This window comes from Kitasatospora sp. MY 5-36 (genome assembly GCF_001182915.1).
In the GTDB taxonomy this organism is placed as follows: domain Bacteria; phylum Actinomycetota; class Actinomycetes; order Streptomycetales; family Streptomycetaceae; genus Kitasatospora.
Genome location: NZ_LFVW01000597.1, coordinates 1 through 7,035 on the forward strand (window position 1 = coordinate 1; position 7,035 = coordinate 7,035).

The 7,035-nt window shown below is 73.2% G+C and carries 5 protein-coding genes; 2 read left to right on the forward strand and 3 right to left on the reverse strand.

What is annotated here, in order from left to right:
- Nucleotides 1-625, forward strand: a 625-nt coding sequence (locus AE652_RS31125) for a VWA domain-containing protein (protein ID WP_049657580.1), incomplete at its 5' end; no start/stop codon positions are given.
- Nucleotides 626-668: 43 nt separating this feature from the next.
- On the opposite strand, the gene AE652_RS31130 is transcribed toward AE652_RS31125, so the two are convergent.
- The 3 genes from AE652_RS31130 to AE652_RS31140 all read right to left on the reverse strand — a co-directional run bounded on the left by AE652_RS31130 (nucleotide 669) and on the right by AE652_RS31140 (nucleotide 6,426).
- Entirely contained in the window at nucleotides 669-1,637 is a 969-nt protein-coding gene (locus tag AE652_RS31130; RefSeq protein WP_234348604.1) for an alpha/beta fold hydrolase, read from the reverse strand.
- Between the two features lie 156 nt (nucleotides 1,638-1,793).
- Nucleotides 1,794-5,228: a S8 family serine peptidase gene (locus tag AE652_RS31135; protein WP_234348605.1), complete on the reverse strand. Its 3,435-nt coding sequence runs from the start codon at nucleotides 5,226-5,228 to the stop codon at nucleotides 1,794-1,796.
- A 346-nt stretch (nucleotides 5,229-5,574) separates the two neighbouring features.
- Nucleotides 5,575-6,426, reverse strand: coding sequence for a siderophore-interacting protein (locus AE652_RS31140; RefSeq protein WP_049657588.1), 852 nt, complete (start codon nucleotides 6,424-6,426; stop codon nucleotides 5,575-5,577).
- An 81-nt stretch (nucleotides 6,427-6,507) separates the two neighbouring features.
- Between AE652_RS31140 and AE652_RS31145 the strand changes: the two genes are divergently transcribed.
- The coding region (locus tag AE652_RS31145; RefSeq protein ID WP_049657591.1) for a TetR/AcrR family transcriptional regulator at nucleotides 6,508-7,035 on the forward strand (528 nt) is incomplete at its 3' end.

Here is a 7,035-nt window from a genome sequence, read left to right on the forward strand (position 1 = left end):
CGCCGCCCGCGGCGAGATCGACCTGCGCCGCACCCTGCGCCGCTCGCTGGGCACCGGCGGGGTGCCGCTGCGCCCCGCGTACCGGCGGCGCCGCCCGGCCCGCCCGGAGCTGGTGCTGCTGTGCGACGTCTCCGGCTCGGTGGCGGGCTTCGCCGACTTCACCATGCTGCTGGTGCAGGCGATGGGCGAACAGTTCAGCAAGGTCCGGGTGTTCGCCTTCGTCAACCGCACCGCCGAGGTGACCGGCCTGCTGCGCGGCGGCGACGACCCGGCACGCCTGGCCGCCCGGATCCTCGCCGAGGCCGAGGTCACGGGCTACCACGGCAACAGCGACTACGGCTCCGCACTCGGGGAGTTCGCCGAACGGCACCTGGACGCCGTCGGCCCGCGCACCTGCGTGCTGGTCCTCGGCGACGCCAGGAACAACCACCGCGACCCCAACCCGGACGCGCTGCGCCGGATCGCCGCCCGGGCCCGCCGGGTGTTCTGGCTCAACCCCGAACAGCCCTCGCTCTGGCCGACCGGCGACTCCGCCGCCCTCGTCTACGCGGGCGTGGTGGAGATGCACTCCTGCCGCAACGCCCGCCGCCTCGGCGAGCTGATCGCCCGCCTCCTGCCGGTCTGACACCGGGCGCGGCCCCCGAGGCCGCGCCCGGTGCCCCGGCCGGCTACTTGTCCAGGTGCGCCAGGAAGTCCAGCAGCGCCTCGGTGACCTCGGCCGGGCGCTCCTGCTGCGTCCAGTGGCCGGTGTCCGGCAGCCGGACGTGCCGGTGCAGCCGGGGCGTCAGGTGCGTCAGCAGGTACTGGACCGCCTCCGGCGCGATCATCGCGTTCACCAGGTCCCGCTCACCGACCACGAACAGCGCGGGCACGTCGATCCGCTGGCCGACGAACGCCGTCATCAGCTCGCTGTTCCGGTCGATGTTGCGGTACCAGTTGAGGCCCCCGGTGAAGGCGTTCTCGCCGTGCCGGGCGTAGTCGGCGGCGAACACGTCGAGGTCCTCGTCGGTGAGCCAGTCCGGCAGGCTCTCCGGCTCCGGGACGGTGTCCAGCAGCTTCTTGCCCTCGGGGACAATCCACGGTCGCGGCTCGCCGTCGGGCTGGATGCCGCAGAGGATGCGGCGCAGGCTGGACTTGACGTCGGCCGCCAGCTCGGCGTCGGCGCGGCCCGGCTCCTGGAAGTAGATCTGGTAGAAGCCCTCGCCGAAGTTCTCCCGGGCCGCGGACAGGGTGCCGGGCCCGGCCGGCAGCGGCGGCACGCTCAGCCCGACCACTCCGCGCACCAGGTCCGGCCGCAGCGCCGCGGCGGCCCAGGCCACCGGCGCGCCCCAGTCGTGCCCGACCACGACGGCCTTCTCCTCGCCGAGCGCGGCGATCAGCGCCGTCACGTCGCCGACCAGGTGCAGCAGGGTGTAGGCGTCGATCCGCTCGGGCTGCTCGCTGCGGGCGTACCCGCGCTGGTCCGGCGCGACGACCCGGTAGCCGGCCTCGGCGAGCGGCGCGAACTGGTGGCGCCAGGAGTACCAGCTCTCCGGGAAGCCGTGCAGCAGCAGGACCAGCGGCCCCTCGCCCTGCTCCGCGTAGTGCAGCCGCACACCGTTCACCACGACCTCGCCGTGCTTGATCGCGTCGTTCAACTCGCAACTCCCCATCCGGTGACAACATCCGGTGACAACATCCGTTCACTCCCGACCCTGCCCAGTCGGCCGCCCCCGGAACCCCGGCCGCCGAACGCGGCCGAGGCCGCCCCGGAACCCCGGGACGGCCTCGGCCTGACGTCGGCTGACGTGGCGTCAGTTCACGGTGTAGCTGTACGGGATCGCCGCGAGCACCGAACCGGTGGTGTTCAGGGCGTTGTTGGCGGTGGCCACGCCGGTCGGGCCGGATACCAGGTACAGCACGCCCTTGACGGTGCTGCCCTTCGGGCCGGTCGGGGTCAGCGTCACCTGGAGCGTGCCGGTGGCGCCGGGGGCGACGGTCACCGGGGTGGCGGCCGCGGCCGAGGCGTTCACCGAGGCGGCGTACGGGTCACCGGTGCTGGAGGTCAGCGCCGGGTCGAAGGCCTGGGTGTGCGCGGTGGCCGTGATGGTGGAGGTGCCGGCCGGCGCGCCGCCGGTGCCGAACGGGCCGATCTGCTGGACGAAGGTGCTCCAGGTGCCGGGGACGACCGGCTGCTCGGCGGTGCCGTTGTCGGTGACGACCGAGACGGTGGAGCCGTCCTGGGCCTTCTTCAGGTCGCCGAACAGGTCCGGCGAGCCCGTGGTGGCGCTCAGCTCGATCTGCGCCGGCGTCGAGGACGCCGCCACGGCCTTGAGCCGGTCGGTGCCCGGCGGCACCAGGAAGGACGGCACCGCGGAGCTGAGGCTCAGCGGCAGGGTGACGGTCGCCGAGGTGCCCTGCGGCACCAGCGGCACGTCCACCCGGCGGTCCAGCCGGCCGTCGGCCGCGATCCGCTGGGTCGCGACGGTGTTGTTGGTGTAGTTCACCTGGACGGTGACCGGCTTGCCGGCCGCCAGCTTGCTGCGGGCGTCGTTGGGCAGACCGGCCGCGGTGGCCTGGTTCTGGTTGAACGCGATGGTGCCGGTGAAGTCCTGGGCGAGCTCCTGGCCGCTGACCGGGCCGAGCACGTTCAGGACGAACCGCCAGCGGCCGGCGGCCGGGTTGACGGCGGTGGCCGAGACGCCGTTGCCGGTGCCCGCCAGGTTGCCCTGGGCGTCGAACTGCCCGTTGCCCTCGATGTCGACCGGGGTGCCGTTCGGGCTGATCAGCGCGCCCTGCATGAGCAGCTTCGGGTCCTTGCCGACGGTCAGGCCGACCCGCAGGTCCTTCTGGCCCTTCGGGACGTCGAAGGCGTACGAGAAGCTCTGCGTCGGCGAGGCGCTGCGGCCGTTGCCGCCGGTGATGGTGCCGGTGAAGGTGCCCTTGCCCTGGTTGACCGGGACGAGGCTGCGCAGCACGACCGGGACGCTGGTGGTGTTGCCGTTGGAGCCGGAGACCAGGACGGCCTCGCTGGAGTCGCCGCTGGTGGCCGGGGTGGTGAGCTGGACCTTGAGGGTCTTGGTCTGGCCCGGCTTCAGGTCGGTCGTGCCGGGGCTCACGGCGCCGGCCGGCACCGCGCGCTGGGTGGCGGTGCCGAGCTCGACGGCGCCGTTGTAGCCGGCCTGGCCGGCCGGGGTGTAGAGGACGGCGGTCCACTCGCCGGCCACCGGGTGCGGGACGTCCACCAGGCCGAAGTTGGCCGGGGTGGCGCCGCCCTGCGGACGGGTGTTGGTCTCGAAACGGCCCGAGGGGTCGAGCAGCGTCATCCGGACCACCGGCCCGTTGGTGACCGGGTTGGGCGCGCCCTGCCAGGCGATCGAGGCCGCGAGGCGGTCGGCGCCGGCCGGGACGGTGAACTTGACCTGCTTCTGCACCCAGTCCGCGCCGTTGGTCGCGTACTTGAAGGTGTCCTTCGAGGACGGGTCCAGCTGGACGGTCTGCCGGTTGCTCGACTGCGGCGCGAAGCCGCGGGTCGTGGCGCTCACCGTCTGGGTGCTGTCACTGGTGTTGGTGACGGACACGTCGGCGGTGTGGGTCGAGCCGGGGGCGCCGGCGATGTCGACCTGGCCGGTGTTGACCACGACGGTCTTCGCACCGTCGGTGCCGTCCCCGTCGTCGTAGCCGCGGGCGGCCTCGACGGCGGCGCGGACGTTCAGCAGGCCGGCGCCCTGCTCCTCGGCCGGCACGCCGAGGTCGGTGGCGGTGCCGGTGAGGAACTTCTTCACCAGCGCCGGGGCGGGCGAGTCGCCGCCGTGGGTGTCGCGGTAGGCCTGGATGACCAGGGCTGCGGCGCCGGTGACGAACGGGGCCGACTGGCTGGTGCCGCCGAACGGCTGGATCGGCGAGGGCTGCCCGTTGTAGCCCGTGCAGTCCGTGTACTTGCTGGTGTCGGGCGTGCACAGCGCCCAGTCCGACTCGCCCGGCGCGACCAGGTCGACGGTCCGGCCGGCCTGGGTGAAGCCGCCCGAGGAGAGCGCGGAGATGCGGCTGTTGCTCCAGGTCTTGTTGGAGAACTGGGAGGCCGCGTAACCGGTCTGCTGGTAGTTCTGGTTGTCCGTCGAGGCGCCGACCGCGATCACGGACGGGTCGGTGGCCGGGGTGCCGATCGTGCCGCTGAGGCCGGCGTCACCGGTGGAGACCGCCACGGTGACACCGGCCTTGACGGCCTGCTCGTTGAAGAGCGAGATGGTGTCGTGCGCGCCGCTGTCCGGGGTGACGTTGCCGCCGAAGGACTCGTTCAGCACGTCCACGTGGGCGACCCGCACCGCGTAGTCGATCGACTGGAGGATCGACGAGTTGGACATCATCTCGCCGCCGGCCTTCAGCGCGACCAGGTCGGCGTCCGGGGCGAGGCCGCGGATGCGGATGTTGCAGCCGGCCGGCAGCGGGTGCGAGGAGTTGACGAACTTGGAGACGTCGTAGACCTGGCGGCCCTGGGCGATGACCGCCGAGGCGTCGCCGAAGGCCTCGGCCGCGCCGGTCGGCGCGTCCCAGCCGTCGCCCGCGAAGTCCTGGTAGTCGACCACGGCGTGCGAGCCGTCGGCCCGGATGAAGTCCGGGTTGTTCGGGTCGAGGCCGTCCGCGATGTAGGCGACCTTGACGCCCTTGCCGGTGGCGAGGTCCTCAACGCCGGGCTTGCCGTTGCCGGTGACGGCCCGGGTCGAGTAGAGGCCCTCGGGCTCCAGCAGCGGCTTGGCCGGGTCGGCGGGGCAGACCGTGTTGGTCGCGTTCTCCTCCGCCCCCTGGCCGTTACTGCCCGAAACGGCCTGCGGAGCGGCGTCGGCCTTGGGCGCCTTGGCGGCGGCGGTGTCCTTGGCCGCCTTCGCCTTGGCGGCGGCCGGCGGGGCGACCTGGACCTGGGCGTCCGCCACCACGGAGGAGACGGCCGGGTCGGCCTGGAGCTGGGCCCGCAGGGCGGGGCTGACCGTGGCCGAGAAGGCGTTGCCGACCACGAAACTCTTGATATCGGTGCCGCCGCCGGCCTTGACCTTGTTCAGCAGCGGCGCCTGTGCGTCGGCGGTCTTCTGCTGCCGGGCGCCGAGGTGGCCGTGGTCGGCCGGGGCGTCCGCGATCTGGTCCTTCATGATGACGATCACCGGCACCGGGGACCCGTCCGTGGACGCCGCCTGGGCGTTCTGCGGTTCGGGGGCCGGGGCCGCGGTCGCGATGGTCCCGAGGCTCAGGACCATGGACGCGGCGGTCACCGTGACGGCGGCCGCTAGCTGGGTTTTCCGCCAGCCGATCATATAAATCCTCTCGTCAGATGGACAGCTGACGCATTCCAACGCACCTGAGAGGATCACGACAAGGGGGTAAATCCCCATCAGAAAGTAAAGTTGACCATCAATCAGTAAAATTCGGAGAGGAAATCGGGTCGAATCCGCATCTTTCAGCCGATCGGCCCTTACCGGATCCGGACGGCCGGCACGGGAGAGCCCCGGCGGACTCCCTTCCCACGCCGCCGCCCGGCGAAACGGCCGCCACGGCGCCCGGACGTCCCGCGGCGGGAGCCGCGGCGGGACGCCCGGCCCGGCCTCAGGTGCCGGCCAGGCGCTCCTGAGCGTCCGCCAGATCCTCGGCGGTGGGCGCGTCGTCCTGGGTCAGCCGGTGGCGCCAGTAGCCGGTGAAGTCGATGTCCTCCTTCGGCACCCCCTGCTCCTCGATCAGGAGCCGGCGGACCTCCCGGACCGCCCCCGCCTCCCCGGCCAGCCAGACGAAGGGCTCACCCCCGGGCAGCACGCCGTCCCGGAACGCCTCGGTCAGCACGGTGCCCGGGGCCGCGCCGTCGCGGTACAGCCACTCCACCTCCAGCTCGGCGCGGCTCTCCAGCTCCTGGCGTTCCGCCTGGTCGGCGACCTCGATCCACACGTACGCCCGGACCCCCTCGGGCAGCACCCCGAGCAGCGTCGCGAGCGCCGGCAGCGCGGTCTCGTCGCCCGCCAGCAGCACCCAGTCGGCCTCCGTGGCGGCCTCGACGAAGGGGACCCGCGGGGCGTACAGCGCGGAGGGGCCGACCATCCCGAGCCGGTCCCCCGGCGCGGCCCGCTCCGCCCAGGCGGCGGCCGGGCCGGAGTCCCCGTGCAGCACGAAGTCGATCTCGACCAGCCGGGTGCCGGGCCGCCGGCCGCGCAGGGTGAAGCTGCGCAGCAGCGGGCGCTCGGCCTCCGGGATCGCCAGGTAGGCCTGGTACCAGCCCATCGGGTCGTCCTGCCGGACGGGCAGCACCGGCTCGCGCTGCCCGGGGCGCGGGAAGCAGAGCTTCAGCTGCTGGTCCGGGGCGGTCCCGACGGCGTCGGGGAGTTCCTCGGCGGCGAAGGTGATCCGGGCGGTGCGCGGCGTGATCCGGCGGACCTCGACGACCTCGACGAAGGTGACGGGCAATGTCATCGCGAAACCCCTTCGATTGGTAATCTTACGGCATAAAGAGTTGCCGCCGGAGCGATACTTTACGCCATAAGGAGATCTCGGATGACCGTCTACGCCGGGCAGGGCGACGCCCACCGCGCGCTCGCCCTGCTCTGGGGCGCGCCCGAGGAGCCGCGCGCCGGGCGCAGCGGCCCCAAGCCGGGTCTGAGCGTCGACGCGATCGTGTCCGCCGGAATCGCGGTGGCCGACGCCGAGGGCATGGCCGCGCTGTCGATGCGCGCCGTGGGCGAACGGCTCGGCCGCACCGCGATGGCGCTCTACACCTATGTGCCCGGCAAGGCCGAACTGCTCGACCTGATGCACGACCGGGCGCTCGCCGAACTCGCCACCGAACCCCCCTCGGGAGTTCCCGCCGAATTCCCCGGCGGACTCCCGGTGGCCGACGCCTGGCGGGAAGCCGTCACCGCCTGGGCCGAGGCCCTGTACGCCTGCTACCTGCGCCACCCCTGGGTGCTCCAGGTCTCGCAGGCCCGCCCGGTGCTCGGCCCCGCCGAACTCGCCGCGATGGAGGCGCTGTTGCGCGCGCTGCGGCCGGCCGGCCTGGCGCCGGCGCGGCTGCGCGGGGCGGTC

Bases quoted from the DNA above. Each gene is read 5' to 3' on its own strand.
- AE652_RS31135 (WP_234348605.1), bottom strand. From the start codon at position 5,228: ATGGTCCTGAGCCTCGGGACCATCGCGACCGCGGCCCCGGCCCCCGAA.
- AE652_RS31140 (WP_049657588.1), bottom strand. From the start codon at position 6,426: ATGACATTGCCCGTCACCTTCGTCGAGGTCGTCGAGGTCCGCCGGATC.